The following is a 19,744-nucleotide window of genomic DNA, read 5'->3' as shown; positions in this document are numbered from 1 at the left end:
GGCTCGCGTTTCGCGCGTATGCTTTCCGGTCCGTTCTTTCGCGCACCCGGAGCACCCATGCAGACACGCAATATCGGCACATCGGACCTGAAAGTTGCGCCGCTCGTCTTCGGCGGCAACGTGTTCGGCTGGACCGCCGACGAGCGCACGTCGTTCTCGATCCTCGACGCGTTCGTCGATCACGGCCTCGATTTCATCGACACCGCAGACGTGTATTCCGCCTGGGTCGACGGGCATCGGGGCGGCGAATCGGAGACGATCATCGGCAAGTGGTTCAGGGACAGCGGCAAGCGGCACAAGGTCGTGCTCGCGACCAAGGTGGGCAAGCTCTCCACGCGCGCGGGCCTCACCGCGGCGAATATCGCGGCGGCGGTGGACGACTCGCTGCGGCGCCTCAAGACCGATTACATCGACGTCTACTTCTCCCATTACGACGACGCGAACACGCCGCTCGACGAAACCCTCGGCGCATATCAGAAGCTCGTGCAGGCGGGAAAGGTGAGAGTGATCGGCGCATCGAACTACACGGGCGAGCGGCTCGGCGACGCGTTGAAGATCGCGAAGGATTCGGGCCTGCCGGCGTATCAGATCCTTCAGCCGGAATACAACCTCTACGATCGCGAAGGCTACGAAACCGATCTCGAACCCGTGGCCGCGCAGCACGGGATTGCCGTCGTGCCGTATTACGCGCTTGCGAGCGGTTTCTTGTCGGGCAAGTACCGGTCGAAGGCGGATACGCAGCACAAGGCGCGCGGCTCGCGCGTCGAGAAGTATCTGAACCCGCGTGGTTTGAAGATTCTCGACGCGCTCGACGAAGTGGCGAAGCGCAATGGCACGACGCCGGCAACCATCGCGCTCGCGTGGATGATCGCGCGCCCGAGCGTGACGGCGCCGATCGCGAGCGCGACCTCGGTGCAGCAGCTCGAAAGCCTCGCCGCCGCGACGCGCCTTCAGCTTGCCGCGGAAGACATCGAACTGCTCGACCAGGCCAGCGCCTGGCAGACGTGAAGGCGGAAATAAATCTGCCGCATCAATGAGTTGGGCACACGCATGAGAGTTGGCAGCGGCGCGGCGTTCTGGTAACATCGCGCCCGAATCGAGAAATGTGCCCGATTTCCTGCCTTCGCCGCCAAGAATGACAACGTCATGACAAACGCGGCGGCGAACGGCTCCGAAATGCGCTTTCAAGTCCTTCTTCGAAGGCGCACGCCGCTCCCGCGGCCGAATCTCAAACTCTCTCTTTTCCGGCCTCCGTGGCCGCTTTGCTCGTGTCCGCCGCGCATGTCGTATCCGGCGGACGATCGGAGTGCCGGGGCGCGGCGCGTTTCGTCGCCGCGCGCTTAGAAATACGTTTAGCAAACAGGATTTACATGACCACTATCGTCCTCAAAGAAAACGAGCCGTTCGATGTCGCGATTCGGCGTTTCCGCCGCACCATCGAGCGCAATGGCCTGATCGCCGAACTGCGCGAGCGCCAATCGTACGAAAAGCCGACCACCGAGCGCAAGCGCAAGAAGGCAGCCGCCGTCGCGCGTCTGCGCAAGCGCCTGCGCAGCCAGATGCTGCCGAAGAAGATGCACTGAGCATCGTGTCCCCGCGAGGCGTCGCTCCTCGCGCCGGACGGCAAAACGGCGGTGCGACCCGTGAGGGCGCACCGCCGTTTTGTATTGATCGCGCGAAATCGCGTGTGAGTCAGACGAACGCGTGACGCTTGCCGAGCGCCGCGAGCAGTTCGGGCCACTCGTCGATCTCGGCGTAGTCGTGAACTTCTTCCAGTTCGATCAGCAGATCGATGATGTTCGGATCGTAAGCATTCACCTGCGACGCATAGAGCGCCCGCAGCAGCGTGCCGTCCTGCGCATGCCGATAGTAGGAAATCCCGACGCCTTCCAGTTCCGGCCGATACACATCGTCGCGCACCAGCGAACCGATCGCGCACTTGCGGCCCTCCGGACTGCGCAGCCGGCAGGAACCATTGTCGTCTTCCGACACCGCGCGCTGCGTCAGCAAATGTTCGCTGACGCGCTCGTAGATGTCCTTCGGGCTCAACATCGTAATGGGGCTCAACATCACAGCACCTGCAATAACTCAAGCAGCCGTTTTCAAAAGCTCGGCGGACAGCCCGAACTGACGCGCGATCGACGTAAGCCGCTCGCGCCACTCCCACTTGCCGAACACGTCGTGCACGTTCTGCAGGCAGGAAAGCAATTCGACGGTATTGGGATCGAACACATTGATGCGCGAACGCAGCAGCGCGCGCCTGAGCGCCGCGACGCCGACATCCATGTACGCCGGAATCTGCTCGGGCGGTTTCGCGATGTAGCGGATGGGCACGCCTTCCATCGCCGTGACATAGTCGCGCGGCTTGATGAAACTGCCGACAGGACAGCCGCCGCAGTAGCCGCGATACGCGCCGCCGCCGCGCGGCAGCAAGACCGCTTGCCCTTGCACGAAGAGATGCTGTACAGCGCTATTGAAAATCTCCTGATGGGTCAGGAAGTTCAGGCTTTTCATGATCTTCTCCCCTGCGCCCCTGCGCAGCGGCCATGCGTTTGAGTTCGAGAACCTGCGCTTGCTTCTCCGGAGCGGCGGCGTCGTTGCGAATGTGGCGCAACCTTGATCGACGCTTTTGCCGCCCGGACACTGCTTCGAGCACGACGGTTTTCCCGGCCTGGGCGTGAGGTCCCCACATCGCCCGATGTGCTCGCGTCGGATTCTCTAACACTCAGTGAACGATCCGTACACCGCCAGTTATAACGGTTCGGCCCGGTAAAAAGGTGCGCCAGCGCACGCGAGGACGCCATTTTTACACGAGCCGCACGTTCGTGCAGTGCGGAAAACCGGCCTGAAACCCTTGCAATTCGCGGCTTCGGGCGTGCTTCACTGCAATAAAAACGCGTTCTATCGGGATATACCCTTATTTTCGCGTTTTGCACTCACGGATGTTGTCGAAAAGCAAAAATCCCCTCCTTAGGAATACCTTCAATGTGAGGATTTCGCGACAGCCTTGCGTTTCGTCTTAGGTTTTCCTCGCGATATGCAACCGACGGCGTGATCGTTGACCATGCCCGTTGCCTGCATGAAGGCGTAGCAAATGGTCGTGCCGATAAACTTGCAGCCGTACTTCTTGAGCGCGCGGCTCATGGCATCGGATTCGGGCGTGGACGCTGGCGTGGGATTGTTCGCGTCGCGCGGGGTGTCGATGGGCGCGCCGCCGACGAACGACCAGACGAAGTCCGCGAACGAGCCGTGTTCCTGCTGGATCTGCTGCACGGCGCGTGCATTGAGCACGGCCGAAGCGATCTTCGCCCGGTTGCGCACGATGCGCGCGTCCAGCACGATTCGCTCGATGTCCTTTTCGGTGAAGCGCGCCACTTTGTCGATATCGAAGCCCGCGAAGAGCGCACGATAACCTTCGCGCTTGTTGAGAATCGTCGACCAGGAAAGGCCGGCCTGCGCGCCTTCCAGTATCAGCATCTCGAAAAGGTGCCGGTCGTCGCGCGAGGGCACGCCCCATTCGTGATCGTGGTACTGAATCATCGCGTCGGTGGTTGCCCAGGCGCAGCGGATGATCGGATCGGTGTCTGCCATCGCGAGTCCTCGTTATTTTCGATCGCGTGAGCATAACGGAATGCCCGCGCCGCGCCACCTCGTCCGTTCGGCTAATTGGCGGGCGTCGCGCGCGCCGGTAAGCTTGCGGCCATGACTCCAATCACCCATTCGGCATCTCAAGGTTTTCTGCTCGGCATCGACGGCGGCGGAAGCGGCACGCGCGTGATTCTGGCCGACGCGCAAGGCAACGAACTCGCGCGTGCGAGCGGCGGACCATCCGGCCTCGGGCTCGGCGTGTCGCTCGCGTGGCAGGCCATCGAGGACGCATGCCGGCGTGCGTTCGACGCCGCCGCACGGCCCTTCGACTGGCGCTACTGCGCGCTCGGCTGCGGGCTCGCGGGCGTCAACAACGCGGACTGGCTCGCGGCATTTCTCGCGGTGGCGCCAGCGGTGCGCGCGCTGAGCGTGAAAAGCGACGCCTACACGACCGTGCTCGGCGCGCATGGCGGCGAAGCGGGCGTGATCGTGGCGCTTGGCACGGGCAGCATCGCGGCGTCGCTGGACGAGAAGGGCGAGTGCCGCATCGCGGGCGGCTACGGTTTCCCGAGCGGCGACGAGGCCAGCGGCGCATGGCTCGGCTTGCGCGCCGTGGTCCACCTGCAACGCGTGCTCGACGGCCGCGCGCAGGAAGACGGCTGGTCGCGCGCGCTGCTTGCGCTGACGGGCGCGACGGATCGTGACAGTCTCGTCGTGTGGCTTTGCAACGCGAATCAGACAGCCTACGCGACGCTTGCGCCCACGGTGTTCGAGTTTCGCGATCATCCGGTCGCGGCGCGGCTGCTCAAGCGCGCGGGATTCGAGATCGAGCGGCTGGTCGCGGCGCTCGACCCCGCGGGCGCGCTGCCCGTCGCGCTGTGCGGCGGGCTCGCCGTGCCTTTCGAACCGTTCGTGCCGGCCGCGTTGCGCGAGCGCGTGCGGGCTGCGCGCGCCGATTCGGCTGCGGGCGCGCTCGAACTGGCGCGCCGCGCGGCGGCCGCGTCGGCGGTCCCCGGCGATCCACCGCGATAAAATAGCGAGCTTTGCGGCATCACAAAGGCAGTCATGTACTCGGTCATCGCTACAGATCTCGACGGGACGCTCCTCAACAGCGACCACCAGCTCGATCCCTTCACCGCTGAAACCGTGCGCACGCTGTCGGCGCGCGGCGTGCCGATCGTCATCGCGACGGGCCGGCATTATCGCGATGTCGCCGGCATCCGCGACGTGCTCGGCGTCGACGCGTATCTCATCACGTCCAACGGCGCACGCGTGCATGCGCCCGGCGACGAGCGCATCTACTCGCGCAACCTCGACCCCGACGCCGTGCGCCGCCTCGTCCAGCCCGAACTCGCGGGCAGCGAGCGCGTCATCGTCAACCTGTTCGCCGACGACGCATGGCTCATCGACCGTCACGCGCCCGAACTGCTGGTCTTTCACCAGGATTCGGGCTTCAAGTACGAGGTGATGGATCTGCGCGAGCATGATGGTGAAAACATCGCGAAAGTGCTGTATATCGGCGATCCGGCGGATTTGAAGGCCACCGCCGCGAATCTCGAGCGCGAGTTCGGCGATTCGCTCTATGTGACCTATTCGCTGCCGGACTGCCTGGAAGTCATGACGTCGGACGTATCGAAGGGACGGGCGCTGCGCTTCGTGCTGGAGCGGCTCGACGTGGATGTCGCGCAGTGCGTCGCGTTCGGCGACAACATGAACGACATCGATCTGCTCGAAACCGCCGGGCATCCGTTCATGATGAACAACGCCAACCCCGATCTCATGAAACGTCTGCCGAACGTGCCGCGCGTCGGGAACAACTTCGAGGCGGGCGTGGCGCACCAGTTGCGCAAGCTGTTCGGCATTCGCGACGAACTTGCGTCGCCGGGACAGACGCCCGACTGAGCGTGGATTGCCGAATGCAACGGGCCGCCCGCCTGCGCGAGCGGCCCGTTGTCACTTATCCGCGATGCGCCCAGTTGTTGCCGTAGCCGCCGTGGTTCCAGCCCGCGCGGTTCCAGCGGCCTTTGTCGTGGCCGTAGCGGCCATGCCAGCGCGGCGCTTCATGGCGATAGTACGGCGCGCCGCGGTAGACCGGCGCAGCGGGGCGCACATACACCGGAGCCGGCGCGACATAAGCGGGCGCGCCGAGATTGACGCCGATGTGCAGATCGCTGTGGGCCTGAGCCGCTCCGACAGCACCGATTGCAAGGCCGGTCGCGACGAGCATATGGGTGACGATGCGCTTCATTGTCTTTCTCCTTTAGGGCGACGTGTGTCGCATGAGTCCAATGTAAGCGCCCGCCGTCTTACACGCCTCGACGACTTGTTACGGTGTGCAAGGGCGGCGTAAGGGACGGAGAAAGCGGATTTCTAAAGCACAAATCGCTGGAAGCCTTGCCTGGCGGGGCTTCGCACGCGCCACCACCGCACGCGGATAGGCGCGTCGCAACAATTCATAAGCATGCTGCGTAATTCGGCATTACATTTGTCGCGCGCGTTTAATCAATCAACTGCGCGGTGTGGCGCAAAAACAAAAACGGGCGCATGGCGCGCCCGTTTTCCTTGCTGCTGATTTCGCTTACTTCTGACGCGTGAGCGACGGATAAAGCACGCCCGCGAGAATCGCGCCGATGATCGGTGCGATCCAGAAAAGCCACAACTGATCCAGCGCCCAGCCGCCGACGAAGAACGCCTGGCTCGACGAACGCGCCGGATTCACCGACGTATTGGTGACGGGAATCGAGATCAGATGGATAAGCGTCAGGCACAGGCCGATTGCGAGCGGCGCGAAGCCCTTCGGCGCGCGTTCGTCGGTGGCGCCGAGAATCACGAACAGGAAGAAGAACGTCATGGCGACTTCGCAGATCAGACCCGCGAGCATCGAGAAATGGCCCGGCGAGTGTGCGCCGAAGCCGTTCGCGGCGAAACCGCTCGTCGCGAAGTCGAAGCTCGGATTGCCCGTCGCGATCAGATAAATGACCCACGCACCGAGTGTCGCGCCGATCACCTGAGCGGCGATGTACGGCACGAGATCGCGCACCGGGAAGCGGCCAGCGGTCGCAAGACCGATGCTGACGGCCGGATTCAGGTGGCAGCCGGAAACGTGGCCGATGGCGTAAGCCATCGTCAGCACGGTGAGGCCGAACGCCAGGGCAACGCCCGCGAAGCCGATGCCGAGTTGAGGAAAGGCCGCGGCGAGAACGGCGCTTCCGCAGCCGCCCAGCACGAGCCAGAAAGTACCGAATAGTTCTGCGCCAAGACGCTTCGACAATTGCATGATCCTGCCCACGAAAAAGATGAAAACCGTTGATTTATAACAAGAACGCGGAGTGCGCTTTGCGCAGCGGAGTTTAAGCGCGGTCTCTTTTGCAAACTGTCAAAAATGGTCGATCGGTTCTCAATTCACGGGCTTTGGGCTGAATCTTCGGATTGCTCCTTGTCGGAGGATAAAAACGCGTCCGGCGCGCCAAAAAAAATGCCGCCCGGCAAGCGGGCGGCATTCCATGCAGTTTGAATCAGAAAGCGCGTGCGATTAGCCCACCGCAACCTGACGCAGCACCGGACGCTTCGCGGCCTGAAGCAGCGCGGTATAGCTCTCGACGTAATTCCGAGCCATCGTCTGCGCGCTGAAGCGACGCTCGAACTGCGCGCGGATTTCCGTGCGCGAGAGTTCGTCGAGGCGTTGCAGCGCGCCGACCGCGCCTTGCACGTCCTCGCAGATGAAGCCCGTCACGCCATGATCGATGACTTCCGGCACCGAACCGCGGTTGAACGCGATCACCGGCGTGCCGCAGGCCATCGCCTCGATCATCACGAGGCCGAACGGCTCGTTCCAGTCAATCGGGAAGAGCAGTGCCTTCGCGCCCGAGAGGAATTCCGGCTTCTGCGCCTCATTGATCTCACCGATGAATTCCACGTGCGCCTGCGAAAGCAGCGGCTCGATCGTCGACTTGAAATATTCCTGATCGACCTTGTCCACCTTGGCGGCGATCTTCAGCGGCAGACCGCTTTGCGCGGCGATCTTGATCGCGAGATCCGCGCGTTTTTCCGGGCAGATACGGCCAAGGAACGCCAGATATTCCGGCTTCTTGTGCGGCTGCGGCGTCAGCAGTTCGTCCGGCAGACCGTGATAAACGGTGTTCAGCCAGTTCGCCTGCGGCAGCGGACCGCGTTGATTGTCCGAAATCGAGACCACGTTCGCCTTCGTGAACGTGTCGAAGATCGGCTGCAGTTCCGGCAGGTCGAGACGGCCGTGCAGCGTCGTCACGAACGGCGTGTCCAGCTGCGTGAACAGCGGAAACGGCATGTAATCGAGGTGGAAGTGCAGCACGTCGAATTCGTGCGCGCGGCGGCGGACGTTTTCGAGCAGCAGCATGTGCGGCGCCAGCGCGTCGCGGATGGTCGGGTCCAGACGCAAGGCGCGCGGCCAGGCCGCTTCGAGCGTCGCCTTGGTTTGCGAATCGCCGCTCGCGAACAAGGTTACATCGTGGCCGAGGTCGACCAGCGCGTCCGTCAGATATGACACGACGCGTTCAGTGCCGCCGTAAAGCTTGGGAGGTACTGCTTCGTGCAACGGTGCAATTTGTGCGATTCGCATAACGTGACTCTCCTTTTGTTGGGCATCGCAGTCACGCTCCGGTCGAGCGCTCAACACATGCCATTCGGGCGGGCCGCGTATGGTATGACGCCGCCCGAGATCGGCCCGGAAATGAAGAAAACATCGCGACCGGGTTATCCCTTACTGCCCATTATCGGGATCGAGAGCGGCATTTCACGTCATTTTTCAATCGCTTATCGTTGTTACAGCGCGAAACATGTGCTGTTACGAAGTCAGAAATTGCACCGATGAGGATGATAGAGACGAGTCTGGTGCTTTGAAGCAGCCGCAGGGCACAGGTCAGCAAGTTTCGAACCCGGCCTCCAATGCCAAATACGTAGTAAGCCGTTAAGTCAGACAAATAAGTGCCGTTAATCATGAAGCGGCCGAATTCGAAGAATCGCCCGCTGTAGGAATTTTTCTTACGTCAAACTTCGCGAATGTCCGTCGCCGCGTCGGAAGCTTTGTCCGACAGGCGCGCCCTGGCGCATCGGCGACAATCGAATCGAAACCAAACCACATGCGCGGGGCCGGATTCGCCTTGTCCGTTGCGAATTCGCGCAAACGTTCCCCGCCGGGCCTGACCAGCCAACGTATCGATTCGGGGAAGAAGATGACGACCAGCAATACGAGTACGCTCGCGGAAATTCGCGAGGTGAATCTGTCGTACTTGCTCCTCGCACAGCGGCTCCTTCAGGAAGACCGCGTTTCGGCGATGTACCGCCTCGGCCTGTCCGAACAGGTCGCGCAAGTCCTGGCCTCGCTCACGCTCGCGCAGACGGTGAAAGTGGCGGCGTCGAGCCATCTGCTGTGCCGCTTTCGTTTCGACGATCACGCGATCCTCGCCTCGCTCGCCGACAAGGACAAGAGCGCGTCGCTCGCGCACGCCCACGCGGCGATCCTGCTGGCCGACGGTCCCGTCGAGCAGATCGGCTAAGGCGCGCGCGACCGTCCGATGGCGACGAAAAGCGTGGTCGCGGAAGTCCGCGAAATCACTCTGGCGATCGAGCTGATCGAGCTCGGCGCGCGCCTGCAACTGCTCGAAGCGGAAACGAGCCTGTCGCGCGACCGCCTCATCAAGCTCTACAAGGAGCTGAAGGGCGCGTCGCCGCCCAAGGGCATGCTGCCGTTTTCGACCGACTGGTTCATGACCTGGCAGCCGAATATCCATTCTTCGCTGTTTCACGCGATTTACCGCTTCATGGCGGACAACGACAAGGCCCAGCCGACGATCCAGTCGATCGTCAAAAGCTACCGCCTGTACCTCGAACACGCGGCGCTGCACGGCGACGAGCCTGTGCTGTCGCTCACGCGCGCCTGGACGCTCGTGCGCTACTTCGAATCCGGCATGCTCCAGACGAACGCCTGCACGCGTTGCGGCGGGCGCTTTGTCGCGCATGCGTACGATCTGCGCGCCGGCTACGTCTGCGGACTGTGCCAGCCGCCGTCGCGCGCGGGCAAGACGCGCAAGGCCGCGCCGCCCGCGAGCGCGGCAAACCAGACACCGCGCATCGCCGCCTGACGCGGCGAGAACGCCATATCTCAAAGTTTTTCAGTCGAGTGCCGTAAACCACTTAACGGCGGTCTTACCGCATCGAAACGTGAGGACTCGACTGTGCTGATTTTCATTGGATCGCTCGTGACATTGCTGTCCGTCTTCGGCGGCTACGCCATCGAAGGCGGGCACCTTGGCGCGCTCATGCAGCCGGTGGAGATCCTGATGATCGGGGGCGCGGGCGTCGGCGCGTTCATCCTCGGCAACAACGTCAAGACGATCAAGGCGACGATCCAGGTTCTCCCGACGCTCTTCAAGGGCGCGAAGTACGACAAGAGCATGTACATGGAGCTGATGGGCCTGCTCTACGTGCTGCTCGCGAAGGCGCGCAAGGAAGGCACGCTCGCGCTCGAAGCGGATATCGAAGATCCGTCGAAGAGCCCGGTTTTCAGCCAGTACCCGAAGATCGTCGCGGATCATCACATCGTCGAATTTCTGACGGATTACCTGCGCCTCATGGTGAGCGGCAACATGAATGCGTTCGAGATCGAAAGCCTCATGGACGAGGAAATCGAAACGCATCACGTCGAGGGCGAAGCGCCCGCGCACGCGCTCACCAAGGTCGGCGACGCGATGCCCGCGTTCGGCATCGTCGCGGCGGTGATGGGCGTCGTGCATACGATGGCCTCCGCCGACCAGCCGCCCGCGATTCTCGGCGAGATGATCGCGCAGGCGCTCGTCGGCACCTTCCTCGGCATTCTCCTTTCTTACGGCTTCATCGGGCCGCTCGCGAACGTGGCGGAACAGCGCGTCGCGGAGCAGACCAAGATGTTTCAGTGCATCAAGGTGACGATCCTCGCGAGCCTGAACGGCTACGCCCCCGCGATCGCGGTGGAGTTCGGCCGCAAGGTGCTCTTCTCGACGGAACGCCCGTCGTTCTCCGAACTGGAAGAACACGTGCGCCGGGTCAAGTCCAAGTGACCGGAGCACGCCAATGAGCAACGACAGCGGACGTCCCATTTTCATCAAGCGCGTGGTGGCCGGCAAGAAAGGGCATCACGGCGGCGCGTGGAAGCTCGCCTACGCGGACTTCATGACCGCGATGATGGCCTTCTTCCTGCTGATGTGGCTGCTTTCGTCGACCTCGCCGGTGCAGCGGCGCGGCATCGCGGAATATTTCCAGATGCCGCTCAAGGCGGCGATGGTCGGCGGCAAGTCCGTCGGCATGGACAACAGCATCCTCATCGGCGGCGGGCGCGACATTTCCAGCAACGAGCCCGGCGCGGCGCGCAGGACCGACGGCAGCACGCAGCTCGCGCAGCGCGCCTCGTCGAACGCGGACGAAGAACTGCTGAAGGCCGCGCAAGGCGAGCTCGAACGCCGTGAACAGGTGCGCCTGCACGATCTTCAGGTCAAGCTCATGGCCGCGATCGAGGCGAATCCGACGCTGCGCCAGTTCAAGCAGCAGATCCGCATCGAATCGACGCAGCAGGGCTTGCGCATCGAGATCGTCGATACACAGAAGCGGCCCATGTTCGCGCTCTCCAGCGACAGCGTGCAGCCGTACATGCGCGACATTCTGCGCGAGATCGGCAAGAGCCTGAACGACGTGCCGAACCGCATCGTCGTGCAAGGACACACCGACGCCGTGAAATACGCGGGCGGCGACAAGGGCTACAGCAACTGGGAACTGTCGGCGGACCGCGCGAACGCATCGCGGCGCGAACTGGTCGCGGGCGGCATGGACGAAGCGAAGGTGCTGCGCGTGCTCGGTCTTTCGTCGACGCAAAACCTGAACCGGAAGGACCCGATGGACCCGGAGAACCGGCGCATCAGCGTCATCGTGCTCAATCGCAAATCCGAAATATCGATGATGCGCGACGACGGCGCGCCAGGGGCCACGCTCGACAACGGCACGGACGCGTCGGGCGCGCCAGCGACGGCGCTCGGCCAGCTCATTCCCGGCATCGCGGCGAACCCCGCGGCGCGCTGAGCAAATTCCCCAAAAACACGCTCAAGACTCGACACGTTTCGACCGTCATCACGGCAAGAGACAAACATGATCAAACACATTCTGGCAATCGACGATTCAGCCGCGATGCGGCAAATCCTCTCGGCGACGCTGGCGACGGCGGGTTACGAAGTGACCGTCGCGTCCGACGGCGAAGAAGGCCTGGAGTGGGCGCTCGCGGAGCGCTTCGATCTCGTTCTGACCGATCAGCACATGCCGGGCAGAAGCGGGCTCGATCTGATCGTGGCGCTGCGCGCGAACCACGCCTACAAGGCCACGCCGATCCTGGTGCTCACCACCGAAGGCGGCGAGCCGTTCAAGGACGCGGCGCGCTCGGCGGGCGCGACCGGCTGGATCGAAAAGCCGCTCGATCCGGACCTGCTGACGGAGCTGGTCGCCGCGCTCTCGGAAGACACGCAGCACTGAACTGAAGTCAAAAGACAACTAGCGCACGCACGCGCCGATGGTGACTCAAGCATGACACTCGACATTACCCAGTTCTATCAAACCTTCTTCGACGAAGCCGATGAACTGCTCGCGCAGATGGAGCAGTTGCTGCTCGTGCTGGATATCGCGAATCCGGACCCCGAAGATCTCGCGGCCATCTTCCGCGCGGCGCACTCGATCAAGGGCGGCGCGGCGACGTTCGGCTTCACCGCGCTCACCGAAACCACGCACATCCTCGAATCGCTGCTGGACCGTGCGCGCAATAACGAGCTCGTCCTGCGCCGCGACATGATCGACACGTTCCTCGCGACGAAGGACGTGCTCTCGGATCAGCTCGCCGCCTACCGCGCGAGCGCCGAGCCGGACGCGGCCGCGGCCGCGGCGATCTGCGCGAAGCTGGAGCGCCTGAAGAACGAAAGCGCCGATGGCGCGCATGTCGAGGCAGCCGCGAAGACGGAACCGCCCTCGCTGCCGGGCGCGCAACACGAAGCGAAGAGCGTGAACGTCGCGCCGGCGTATGAAGGCCCGAACGCCCCGCCCGCGCACGTGCTCACGCAGGCGGCCGACGCCATCGAGGACGACGGCAACTGGGACGGCGCGTTCGAACTCGCCGATACGCATGCAGGAACCGCTGCCGACGCGACGCCGGGACACACCGGTGCGCCCGCGGCGGAAGTTGGACCCCACCTGAAAATTACGCTACGGGGGGTGGGCGAGAAGGACCTGGCGACTCTGATCGAGGAGCTGGGCAATCTGGGAAGCATCGTCGGAGAGAAGAAGACGGATGCCGAGTACGTGGTTTGGCTCGACTCGGACGTCCCGGCCGACGATATCGTCGCCGTGTGCTGTTTCGTAATCGACGAGAAGCAGATCACGATCGGCCGTGGCGACGCATCGGCGCCAGCCATCGAACATGCGCCCGCAAAGGCGCCTGCGATGCAACCCACGCTACACGAGGAACCGGAGCAATCGCAGGCGGCGGCGCCTGCATCCGCTATCGGCAATGAAGCAAGAGAAGAAACGGCAGCGGCGGCAGTGCAAACTGCCGCCCAGCCGTCCAAGGCAGCAGCGAGCGACGCGGACAAGAAAGCGCGTCCGCAAGCCGCCGCATCGGCGGAAGGCAGCTCGATTCGCGTCGGCGTGGAAAAGGTCGATCAGCTCATCAATCTGGTGGGCGAACTCGTCATCACGCAGGCGATGCTCGCGGAAACCACGAGCACCTTCGATCCGGCGCTGCACGACCGTCTTTTCAACGGCATGGCGCAACTCGAACGCAACGCGCGCGATCTGCAAGAGGCCGTCATGTCCATCCGCATGATGCCGATGGATTACGTATTCAGCCGCTTCCCGCGCCTCGTGCGCGATATCGCCGGCAAGCTCGGCAAGGAAGTGGAACTCGTCACGTTCGGTCAGGCGACCGAACTGGACAAGAGCCTGATCGAACGCATCATCGATCCGCTCACGCACCTCGTGCGCAATTCGCTCGATCACGGCATCGAAACCGTGGAAGCGCGCCGCGCGGCGGGCAAGTCCACGACCGGTCAGCTCGTGCTGTCGGCGGCGCATCACGGCGGCAATATCGTGATCGAAGTGAGCGACGACGGCGCGGGACTTCGCCGCGACAAGATTCTCGCGAAGGCGCAGAAGCAGGGCATGCAGGTCAGCGACTCGATGAGCGACGAGGAGGTCTGGCAACTCATCTTCATGCCGGGCTTCTCGACCGCCGAACAGGTGACGGATATTTCCGGCCGCGGCGTGGGCATGGACGTGGTGAAGCGCAACATCCAGTCGATGGGCGGTCATGTCGAGATCATGTCGCGCCAGGGCGCGGGCACGACGACCAAGATCGTGCTGCCGCTCACGCTCGCGATCCTCGACGGCATGTCGGTGAAGGTCGGCAACGAGATCTTCATTCTGCCGCTGAACTTCGTGATGGAGTCGCTGCAGCCGGTCGCCGAAGACATCTACACGGTCGCGAACGGCGAGCGCGTCGTGCGCGTGCGCGGCGAATATCTGCCGCTGGTCGCCTTGCATCGCGTATTCGATGTCGAAGGCGCGCGCACCGAACCGACGCAAGGCATCGTCACGATCATGCAGACGGAAGGCCGCCGCTTCGCCATGCTGATCGACGAGCTCGTCGGCCAGCAGCAGGTCGTCGTGAAGAACCTCGAAACGAATTACCGCAAGGTGCACGGCATTTCCGCCGCGACCATCCTGGGCGACGGCAGTGTCGCACTGATCGTCGACGTGGCCGCGCTCAATCGCGATTCGCGCGCACAGCACGGCGCGCATACCCACTAATACCGAAGGAGTTTTTCATGGCAGACGTCCAATCGATTCATACCGCTGCGCCTTCGCGACGTGACGCGCAACACGCCGAAGCCGCCGGACAGGAGTTTCTCGTGTTCACGCTCGGCGCCGAGGAATACGGCATCGACATCCTGAAAGTGCAAGAGATTCGCGGCTACGACAACGTTACACGTATCGCCAATGCGCCTTCGTTCATCAAGGGCGTGATCAATCTGCGCGGCATCATCGTGCCGATCGTGGATATGCGCATCAAGTTCAACCTCGGCCGCGTCGAGTACGACAACCAGACGGTCGTGATCATCCTGAACGTCGCGCATCGCGTGGTCGGCATGGTCGTGGACGGCGTCTCGGACGTGCTCACGCTCACGCAGGAACAAGTGATGCCCGCGCCCGAATTCGGCGGCACGCTCGCGACGGAATATCTGACGGGCCTCGGCACCGTGGACGGCCGCATGCTGATCTTGATGGACATCGAAAAGCTCATGACGAGCCGCGAGATGGAACTGATCGATTCCGTCGCCGCATAAAACGTAATCTGGAAAGCAGGAAGAAACCATGCTGAAGAAGTTGTCGATCCGCACGACGCTCACACTCGTGGGCCTGATGTTCACCGGATTCGCGGCGGTGATCGGCGCGCTCGCGCTCGTCGGCCTGAATACCGCCAGCACGTCGCTTACCGCGCTCGCGCAGGAAGACATGGTCGCGATGCGTGCGCTCGCGGAAACGTCGTCGTATCTGCTGCGCGCACGTATCACGCTCGACAAGGTGCGCTCGCTCGCCGAAGCGGGCAACGCGGAAGAAGCGAAGAAATCGGTCGATCGCGGCCAGGTTCTGGTCGACAAGAGCAACGAGAACTGGAAGCTCTATCTCGACACGCCGAAGCCGACGCTGCCGAAGGAGGCGCTCGATGCGCTCGTCGCGACGCGCGAGACGCTCGTCCGGAATGGCGTGGAACCGGAGTTCGCCGCGATCCGCGCGAACGACATGGCCGCGTACCACGCGATCGCCGACACGAAGATCAGCCCGATGTTCGTCGCGTTCGATCAGGCCGTGACCGCCGCCGTCGCCGCGCATCAGACGCGTGCCGAAGCGTCGCGCGCCAGCACGGCTTCGTATATCGCGACGCTCAGCGTGACGATCGGCGCGGTGCTCGCGCTCGCGGTGCTGATGCTGATCGGCTCGCGCATGGCGCTGTCGAGCCTGATCGTGAAGCCGATCAACGAGGCTGTCGATCACTTCGACCGCATCTCGCGCGGCGATCTCTCGCAATCGGTGCAGTCGGACAGCAACAACGAGATCGGGCGTCTGTTCGCGGGCATCGAACGCATGCGCGGCAATCTGACCGCGATGGTCGGCGCGGTGCGCCGCGGCTCGGAATCGATCGATGTCGGCGCGCATGAAATCGCGAGCGGCAACACGGATCTCTCGCAGCGCACGGAAGAGCAGGCGGCGTCGCTGCAAGAAACGGCGTCGAGCATGGAAGAGCTCACGAGCACGGTGAAGCAGAACGCCGACAACGCGCGCCAGGCAAGCCAGCTCGCGGTGAACGCATCGGATATCGCGTCGCGCGGCGGCGTGGTGGTCGAGCAGGTCGTCGAGACGATGCACGCGATCGCGTCGAGCTCGAACAAGGTGGTCGACATCATCGGCGTGATCGAAGGCATTGCGTTCCAGACCAACATTCTCGCGTTGAACGCGGCCGTCGAAGCGGCGCGCGCAGGCGAGGAAGGGCGCGGCTTCGCGGTCGTGGCGGGCGAAGTGCGCTCGCTCGCGCAACGCAGCGCCGCGGCGGCGAAGGAAATCAAGGCGCTGATCGGCGATTCGGCCGCGAAGGTGGACAGCGGCACGGAACTCGTCGCGCGCGCCGGTCAGACGATGGGCGAGATCGTGCAGGCGGTGCGCCGCGTGACCGACATCATGGGCGAGATCAGCGCGGCGTCGGAAGAGCAGTCCGACGGCATCGAGCAGGTCAATCGCGCCGTCACGCAGATGGACAGCGTCACGCAGCAGAACGCCGCGCTCGTCGAAGAGGCCGCCGCCGCTGCGGCGTCGCTGGAAGAGCAGACGCGCCAGTTGAAGGACGTCGTCGCGCAATGGCGCATCGACAGCGCGGCGCCGGTGCGTGCTTCGAGCGCTTCGGCCGCGGCGGCGCGCCTGTCGCAGCCCGCGCGCGTCGAGCCTTCCGCGCCTGCTGTCGCGGTCAAAGCCGAAAAGCACGCGAAGCCTGCCGAGAAAGCGAAAGTTGCGCCGGAAGCGGCCGTTATCAAGGAAGTAGCCAGCGAAGCGCCCAAGGCCGCGAGCAAGCCGGCGGCGAAACCGTCGGCGATGGCGAAGCCTGCGCCGCGCGCAAAGGCGACGACCGCCGACGACGGCGACTGGGAAACCTTCTGACACTGACTGGAACGAGACGGCCATGCTGACATCGCGCGGCATCGACACACAGGGAAAGCGCGAGCCCGCATGGTCATCGACTTCAACGCGAGGCGCGCGCGCGACGAACACGCCAAGGAAGCACGAAACATCATGACGGCAACGCGCAACGTGCGCATCGAACTGGCCGGCGGCGTACGCGGTCCGGAAGTCGAGCGCGATTTCGAATTTACGACGGCGGATTTCGCCCGGATTCGCGAGCTGATTCATCGGCGCGCGGGCATCTCCCTGTCGGACCATAAACGCGACATGGCGTATAGCCGGCTCGCGCGCCGCCTGCGCGCCTGCGGCATCGACACGTTCAAGCAGTATCTCGACCGCCTCGAAACCAACGAGGACAACGCCGAGTGGGAAGCGTTCGTCAACGCGCTGACCACGAACCTCACGGCGTTCTTCCGCGAGTCGCATCATTTTCCGATTCTCGCGGACTTCGTGAAGCGCCGGCAGCAGCCGTTCTCGGTGTGGTGCTCGGCGGCTTCCACCGGCGAGGAGCCGTATTCCATCGCGATGACGCTCGTCGAGGCGCTGGGCGAGCACGCCGCGCGCCAGTGCACGGTGTTCGCCAGCGATATCGACAGCCAGGTGCTCGCGAAGGCCGAAGCGGGCGTGTACTCGCTCGATCAGGTGAAGGCGCTGCCCGTCGAGCGGCTGAAGCGCTTCTTCCTCAAAGGCACGGGCTCGCACGCGGGCCTCGTGAAAGTGCGCCCCGAACTGCGCGCGATGGTGAACTTCGGCCGCGTGAATCTGACCGATGCGCGCTATGACGTCAAAGGCCCGTTCGACGCGATCTTCTGCCGCAACGTGATGATCTACTTCGACAAGCCGACGCAAGGGCAGGTGCTCACGCGCTTCGAGCCGTTGATGAAGCCGGGCGCGCTCCTGTTCGCGGGACATTCGGAGAATTTCACGTATGTGTCGCAGGCGTTCAGGCTGCGCGGCCAGACGGTCTACGAACTTGCGCGCGATGTGAAGGTGGCGGGCGCGTCCAAGCGTGTGCTTGCCGGAGAACCGGTATGAGCGCGCTGCCGATGGCGTCGAACCTGTATTTCGACAATCACTTCCAGAAGCCCGGCGTGAAGCTGCTGCCGAACGAGTTCTACATGACGAGCGAAGACATGGTGCTCGTCACGGTGCTCGGCTCGTGCGTGGCGGCGTGCATCCACGACCGCACGGCGGGCATCGGCGGAATGAATCATTTCATGCTGCCCGACGACGGCTCCGATGCGTCGCTGGCCGCGTCCGATTCGATGCGCTACGGCGCGTACGCGATGGAAGTGCTCATCAACGAACTGATCAAGCGGGGCGGGCGGCGCGAGCGCTTCGAAGCGAAGGTGTTCGGCGGCGGCGCGGTGCTCGCGGGCATGACGACCATCAACATAGGCGATCGCAATTCGGAATTCGTGCGGCGCTATCTCGCGCTGGAGAAGATCCGCATCGTCGCCGAGGATTTGCAGGGCGCGCATCCGCGCAAAGTCGCATTCATGCCGCGCTCGGGACAGGTGATGGTCAAGAAGCTCAAGACCGCGCACGACCCGGTCGTGGTCGAGCGCGAGCAGGCGCTCGTGCAGCGCACGCCCGAAGAACGCGCGGAGCGGCTCGCGAAGGCGCGTGCGCGCGTCGAGCTGTTCCAGTCGAATGCTTCGGCGAATTTGAAGCCGCGCGCCGAGTTGTTCTCGACGAACGCTGCGGCGGCCAGGCGCCCGCGCGTCGAGTTGTTCACGTCGCGGCTGAAGACGGCGGAGGAAGCATGAACTCAGCGCAAAAGATCAAGGTGTTGTGCGTCGACGACTCGGCGCTCGTGCGCAGTCTGATGACCGAAATCATCAACTCGCAGCCCGACATGCACGTGTGCGCGACCGCGCCCGATCCGCTCGTCGCGCGCGAGCTGATCAAGCAGCACAACCCGGACGTGCTCACGCTCGACGTCGAAATGCCGCGCATGGACGGCCTCGATTTCCTCGAAAAGCTGATGCGCCTGCGGCCGATGCCGGTCGTCATGGTGTCGTCGCTGACCGAGCGCGGCAACGAAATCACGCTGCGGGCGCTGGAGCTCGGCGCGGTCGATTTCGTCACGAAGCCGAAAGTCGGCATTCGCGACGGCATGCTCGATTACGCCGAAAAGCTCGCCGACAAGATCCGCGCGGCGTCGCGGGCGCGGGTGAAGCAGGCGCATCACGCGCCGGCGGCGCCCGTCGGCGGCGCGGCGAAACCCGCGCCGCACTTCAACAACCCGCTCGTGTCGACGGAGAAGCTCGTGATCGTCGGCGCATCGACGGGCGGCACCGAAGCGATTCGCGAAGTGCTCGTGCCGCTGCCGCCCGATGCGCCCGCGGTGCTGATCGCGCAGCACATGCCGCCGGGCTTCACGAAGTCCTTCGCGCAACGGCTGAACGGCCTGTGCCGCATCACGGTGAAGGAAGCGGAGCACGGCGAGCGCGTGCTGCCTGGCCATGCGTATATCGCGCCGGGCCACGCGCATCTGGTGCTCGCGAGAAGCGGCGCGAACTACGTCGCGCATCTGTCGGATGCGCCGCCGGTGAACCGGCACCGGCCTTCGGTCGATGTGCTGTTCCGCTCGGCCGCGCAGCACGCCGGCAAGAACGCGATCGGCGTGATCCTGACCGGCATGGGCCGCGACGGCGCCGCCGGTCTTCTGGACATGCAGCAGGCGGGCGCGTACACGCTCGCGCAGGACGAAGCGAGTTGCGTGGTGTTCGGCATGCCGCGCGAAGCAATTGCAATGGGCGGCGCAAGCGAGATCGCGTCGCTCTCCGAAATGAGCCGGCGCGTGATGGCGCGGCTTGCCTCGATGGGCGAACGCGTGCAGCGCGTCTGATTTTTCTGGATTGAATACGCGGCCCCGCCG

General features: G+C 63.8%; 21 protein-coding genes. 15 read left to right on the top strand and 6 right to left on the bottom strand.

Annotated features, from left to right (window positions below; translation table 11 throughout):
- Positions 1–57 precede the first annotated feature (57 nt).
- Both AWB70_RS01915 and rpsU read left to right on the top strand, forming a co-directional pair.
- On the top strand, positions 58–1,008 hold the full coding sequence (locus AWB70_RS01915) for an aldo/keto reductase (RefSeq protein ID WP_053567321.1): 951 nt from the start codon (positions 58–60) through the stop codon (positions 1,006–1,008).
- A gap of 362 nt (positions 1,009–1,370) precedes the next feature.
- Positions 1,371–1,583: a 30S ribosomal protein S21 gene (gene rpsU, locus AWB70_RS01910; RefSeq protein WP_008351904.1), complete on the top strand. Its 213-nt coding sequence runs from the start codon at positions 1,371–1,373 to the stop codon at positions 1,581–1,583.
- A gap of 109 nt (positions 1,584–1,692) precedes the next feature.
- On the opposite strand, the gene AWB70_RS01905 is transcribed toward rpsU, so the two are convergent.
- The 3 genes from AWB70_RS01905 to AWB70_RS01895 form a co-directional block, all read right to left on the bottom strand.
- The gene (locus AWB70_RS01905; protein WP_235024124.1) at positions 1,693–2,070 is read right to left on the bottom strand and encodes a hypothetical protein; all 378 of its coding nucleotides are present in this window, start codon (positions 2,068–2,070) and stop codon (positions 1,693–1,695) included.
- A gap of 18 nt (positions 2,071–2,088) precedes the next feature.
- On the bottom strand, positions 2,089–2,514 hold the full coding sequence (locus AWB70_RS01900; RefSeq protein ID WP_014190185.1) for a hypothetical protein: 426 nt from the start codon (positions 2,512–2,514) through the stop codon (positions 2,089–2,091).
- A 468-nt stretch (positions 2,515–2,982) separates the two neighbouring features.
- Entirely contained in the window at positions 2,983–3,591 is a 609-nt protein-coding gene (locus AWB70_RS01895; protein WP_053567323.1) for a DNA-3-methyladenine glycosylase I, read from the bottom strand.
- 111 nt (positions 3,592–3,702) lie between these two features.
- Here AWB70_RS01895 and AWB70_RS01890 point away from each other — a divergent pair, with 111 nt between their 5' ends.
- Complete coding sequence (locus tag AWB70_RS01890; RefSeq protein WP_053567586.1) at positions 3,703–4,620, top strand: glucosamine kinase nucleotide-binding domain-containing protein; 918 nt, start codon at positions 3,703–3,705, stop codon at positions 4,618–4,620.
- A gap of 33 nt (positions 4,621–4,653) precedes the next feature.
- Positions 4,654–5,490, top strand: coding sequence for a Cof-type HAD-IIB family hydrolase (locus AWB70_RS01885; RefSeq protein WP_053567324.1), 837 nt, complete (start codon positions 4,654–4,656; stop codon positions 5,488–5,490).
- A gap of 55 nt (positions 5,491–5,545) precedes the next feature.
- Here AWB70_RS01885 and AWB70_RS01880 read toward each other — a convergent pair whose 3' ends face one another.
- The 3 genes from AWB70_RS01880 to AWB70_RS01870 all read right to left on the bottom strand — a co-directional run bounded on the left by AWB70_RS01880 (position 5,546) and on the right by AWB70_RS01870 (position 8,185).
- Entirely contained in the window at positions 5,546–5,836 is a 291-nt protein-coding gene (locus AWB70_RS01880; protein WP_053567325.1) for a hypothetical protein, read from the bottom strand.
- Between the two features lie 330 nt (positions 5,837–6,166).
- Positions 6,167–6,865, bottom strand: coding sequence for an aquaporin Z (gene aqpZ, locus AWB70_RS01875; RefSeq protein WP_014190189.1), 699 nt, complete (start codon positions 6,863–6,865; stop codon positions 6,167–6,169).
- Between the two features lie 255 nt (positions 6,866–7,120).
- Positions 7,121–8,185, bottom strand: coding sequence for a glycosyltransferase family 4 protein (locus AWB70_RS01870; RefSeq protein WP_053567326.1), 1,065 nt, complete (start codon positions 8,183–8,185; stop codon positions 7,121–7,123).
- 613 nt (positions 8,186–8,798) lie between these two features.
- Here AWB70_RS01870 and flhD point away from each other — a divergent pair.
- From flhD to AWB70_RS01815, 11 genes are all read left to right on the top strand, one after another.
- Positions 8,799–9,122 carry a flagellar transcriptional regulator FlhD gene (gene flhD, locus AWB70_RS01865; RefSeq protein ID WP_014190191.1) on the top strand — a complete coding sequence of 108 codons (324 nt, stop codon included), beginning with the start codon at positions 8,799–8,801 and terminating at the stop codon, positions 9,120–9,122.
- A gap of 18 nt (positions 9,123–9,140) precedes the next feature.
- Entirely contained in the window at positions 9,141–9,707 is a 567-nt protein-coding gene (gene flhC / locus AWB70_RS01860; RefSeq protein WP_014190192.1) for a flagellar transcriptional regulator FlhC, read from the top strand.
- A gap of 93 nt (positions 9,708–9,800) precedes the next feature.
- Positions 9,801–10,661 carry a flagellar motor stator protein MotA gene (motA, locus tag AWB70_RS01855; RefSeq protein WP_014190193.1) on the top strand — a complete coding sequence of 287 codons (861 nt, stop codon included), beginning with the start codon at positions 9,801–9,803 and terminating at the stop codon, positions 10,659–10,661.
- A 13-nt stretch (positions 10,662–10,674) separates the two neighbouring features.
- Positions 10,675–11,673: a flagellar motor protein MotB gene (motB, locus tag AWB70_RS01850; protein WP_014190194.1), complete on the top strand. Its 999-nt coding sequence runs from the start codon at positions 10,675–10,677 to the stop codon at positions 11,671–11,673.
- A gap of 66 nt (positions 11,674–11,739) precedes the next feature.
- A complete protein-coding gene (locus AWB70_RS01845) occupies positions 11,740–12,117 on the top strand; it encodes a response regulator (RefSeq protein ID WP_053567327.1) in 378 nt (125 codons plus the stop codon).
- A gap of 51 nt (positions 12,118–12,168) precedes the next feature.
- On the top strand, positions 12,169–14,439 hold the full coding sequence (gene cheA, locus AWB70_RS01840) for a chemotaxis protein CheA (RefSeq protein WP_053567328.1): 2,271 nt from the start codon (positions 12,169–12,171) through the stop codon (positions 14,437–14,439).
- A gap of 17 nt (positions 14,440–14,456) precedes the next feature.
- On the top strand, positions 14,457–14,975 hold the full coding sequence (gene cheW / locus AWB70_RS01835) for a chemotaxis protein CheW (protein WP_014190197.1): 519 nt from the start codon (positions 14,457–14,459) through the stop codon (positions 14,973–14,975).
- A gap of 28 nt (positions 14,976–15,003) precedes the next feature.
- Entirely contained in the window at positions 15,004–16,839 is a 1,836-nt protein-coding gene (locus tag AWB70_RS01830; RefSeq protein WP_053567329.1) for a methyl-accepting chemotaxis protein, read from the top strand.
- Between the two features lie 132 nt (positions 16,840–16,971).
- The gene (locus AWB70_RS01825) at positions 16,972–17,895 is read left to right on the top strand and encodes a CheR family methyltransferase (protein WP_045451777.1); all 924 of its coding nucleotides are present in this window, start codon (positions 16,972–16,974) and stop codon (positions 17,893–17,895) included.
- The gene (gene cheD, locus AWB70_RS01820) at positions 17,892–18,629 is read left to right on the top strand and encodes a chemoreceptor glutamine deamidase CheD (RefSeq protein ID WP_045450230.1); all 738 of its coding nucleotides are present in this window, start codon (positions 17,892–17,894) and stop codon (positions 18,627–18,629) included. Before AWB70_RS01825 ends, cheD begins: the two co-directional genes overlap by 4 nt.
- Positions 18,626–19,714, top strand: a complete 1,089-nt coding sequence (locus AWB70_RS01815; protein ID WP_053567330.1) for a protein-glutamate methylesterase/protein-glutamine glutaminase — start codon at positions 18,626–18,628, stop codon at positions 19,712–19,714. Before cheD ends, AWB70_RS01815 begins: the two co-directional genes overlap by 4 nt.
- Positions 19,715–19,744: the final 30 nt, after the last annotated feature.

The organism is Caballeronia cordobensis (assembly GCF_001544575.2).
Taxonomy (GTDB): domain Bacteria; phylum Pseudomonadota; class Gammaproteobacteria; order Burkholderiales; family Burkholderiaceae; genus Caballeronia; species Caballeronia cordobensis.
The sequence above is the reverse complement of the archived record's forward strand: the minus strand, read 5'-3'. Positions and strand labels throughout refer to the sequence as shown.

Bases quoted from the DNA above. Each gene is read 5' to 3' on its own strand.
- AWB70_RS01915 (WP_053567321.1), top strand. From the start codon at position 58: ATGCAGACACGCAATATCGGCACATCGGACCTGAAAGTTGCGCCGCTC.
- rpsU (WP_008351904.1), top strand. From the start codon at position 1,371: ATGACCACTATCGTCCTCAAAGAAAACGAGCCGTTCGATGTCGCGATT.
- AWB70_RS01905 (WP_235024124.1), bottom strand. From the start codon at position 2,070: ATGTTGAGCCCCATTACGATGTTGAGCCCGAAGGACATCTACGAGCGC.
- AWB70_RS01900 (WP_014190185.1), bottom strand. From the start codon at position 2,514: ATGAAAAGCCTGAACTTCCTGACCCATCAGGAGATTTTCAATAGCGCT.
- AWB70_RS01895 (WP_053567323.1), bottom strand. From the start codon at position 3,591: ATGGCAGACACCGATCCGATCATCCGCTGCGCCTGGGCAACCACCGAC.
- AWB70_RS01890 (WP_053567586.1), top strand. From the start codon at position 3,703: ATGACTCCAATCACCCATTCGGCATCTCAAGGTTTTCTGCTCGGCATC.
- AWB70_RS01885 (WP_053567324.1), top strand. From the start codon at position 4,654: ATGTACTCGGTCATCGCTACAGATCTCGACGGGACGCTCCTCAACAGC.
- AWB70_RS01880 (WP_053567325.1), bottom strand. From the start codon at position 5,836: ATGAAGCGCATCGTCACCCATATGCTCGTCGCGACCGGCCTTGCAATC.
- aqpZ (WP_014190189.1), bottom strand. From the start codon at position 6,865: ATGCAATTGTCGAAGCGTCTTGGCGCAGAACTATTCGGTACTTTCTGG.
- AWB70_RS01870 (WP_053567326.1), bottom strand. From the start codon at position 8,185: ATGCGAATCGCACAAATTGCACCGTTGCACGAAGCAGTACCTCCCAAG.
- flhD (WP_014190191.1), top strand. From the start codon at position 8,799: ATGACGACCAGCAATACGAGTACGCTCGCGGAAATTCGCGAGGTGAAT.
- flhC (WP_014190192.1), top strand. From the start codon at position 9,141: ATGGCGACGAAAAGCGTGGTCGCGGAAGTCCGCGAAATCACTCTGGCG.
- motB (WP_014190194.1), top strand. From the start codon at position 10,675: ATGAGCAACGACAGCGGACGTCCCATTTTCATCAAGCGCGTGGTGGCC.
- AWB70_RS01845 (WP_053567327.1), top strand. From the start codon at position 11,740: ATGATCAAACACATTCTGGCAATCGACGATTCAGCCGCGATGCGGCAA.
- cheA (WP_053567328.1), top strand. From the start codon at position 12,169: ATGACACTCGACATTACCCAGTTCTATCAAACCTTCTTCGACGAAGCC.
- cheW (WP_014190197.1), top strand. From the start codon at position 14,457: ATGGCAGACGTCCAATCGATTCATACCGCTGCGCCTTCGCGACGTGAC.
- AWB70_RS01830 (WP_053567329.1), top strand. From the start codon at position 15,004: ATGCTGAAGAAGTTGTCGATCCGCACGACGCTCACACTCGTGGGCCTG.
- AWB70_RS01825 (WP_045451777.1), top strand. From the start codon at position 16,972: ATGACGGCAACGCGCAACGTGCGCATCGAACTGGCCGGCGGCGTACGC.
- cheD (WP_045450230.1), top strand. From the start codon at position 17,892: ATGAGCGCGCTGCCGATGGCGTCGAACCTGTATTTCGACAATCACTTC.
- AWB70_RS01815 (WP_053567330.1), top strand. From the start codon at position 18,626: ATGAACTCAGCGCAAAAGATCAAGGTGTTGTGCGTCGACGACTCGGCG.